The 1,238-nt window shown below is 53.6% G+C and carries 1 pseudogene; it reads left to right on the forward strand.

Annotated features, from left to right (window positions below):
* Positions 1–1,238: pseudogene (locus I2E69_RS15155) on the forward strand (hypothetical protein); the annotation flags it as partial.

The raw sequence follows: 1,238 nt of genomic DNA on the forward strand, positions 1-1,238 counted from the left end.
TACAACCTCCGGGGCTGGTTGACCTCCAAGTCGAATGAGAAGTTCTCGATGACGCTGGCTTATAACGCTCCGCACCATCCACAGGCCGCCCCCAGTTACACCGGCAACATTACCGAATGGAACTGGACCCACGCAGATTCCGGGGAAGAAAACACCTATTCCTTCACCTATGACAGCCAATCGCGTCTGACCGATACCCGCCAGTATATCGACGGGCTGGAAGTCGATCAATTCGTCGAACGCAACCTGTCCTACGACCGAAACGGCAATATCCAAAGCCTGCATCGGTATGAACACGGCGAATTGAAAAGTAATTTTGCATATACCTATACCGGGAATCAGCTGAAAACAATTTCCGATATGCAGGCTTCTCCGCGATCACGTTCTTTCGCAAATTGGGGTTCTGCAGATTCCCTCGGGGGTATTCGCCCCGACCCGATTGATCCGGGAATTCCGATCTGGCCCATCGATCCGGTCGATCCCGGGAATCCGGGCGTGATTATTCCTCCGGTTATCGATCCTGTCGAGCCCGTTGACCCCACCGATCCCATAGGCCCGATCGGTCCGGATAATCCGGGGCCGGGTATCGTCGTTCCTCCGGGAATCACAGACCCCACAGACCCCAATCCCGGAGGCGGCATTGATCCCGACATACCATCCGTGGTCGTACGTCCGGGTGATCCGGACAAACCGACCGAACCCGGGATTCGGCAAGACAGCATTTACAGCGGTTCCGAATATGTCTACGACGTGAACGGGAATATGCTGTACGATCCCATGGAAGGACTGAATATTCGATATAACCACCTGAATCTGATTGAAAAAGTGCTTCGCGGCGATACAATCGTGGCAAAATATTCGTATCTTTCGGATGGCACGAAACTCTCGGCGACGGATGCCGACGGCAACGGGCTTTATTACCTCGGTTCTTTGGTATATGGTTCCCGGAACGGCGATTTATCGCTGGAAAGCGCAGCTTTTAACGGCGGTCGTTTTATCGTCACTTCCAACGGGATCGAGTCTCATTATTTCGTGACAGACCATTTGGGGAGCGTGCGGGCAGTTGTTAATAACGACGGGGAGGTTATCGAACGCAACGACTACTATCCTTTCGGCCTTCGGTGGAACGCAGGCAAACTGTCGGACAACCGCTACCGTTACAACGGCAAGGAGACACAGTCGTTTGTCGATGTGCCGTATACGGATTACGGCGCGAGGATGCTGGATTCGAAGTATCG

Source organism: Alistipes sp. D31t1_170403_E11, from assembly GCF_015553985.1.
Taxonomy (GTDB): domain Bacteria; phylum Bacteroidota; class Bacteroidia; order Bacteroidales; family Rikenellaceae; genus Alistipes; species Alistipes montrealensis.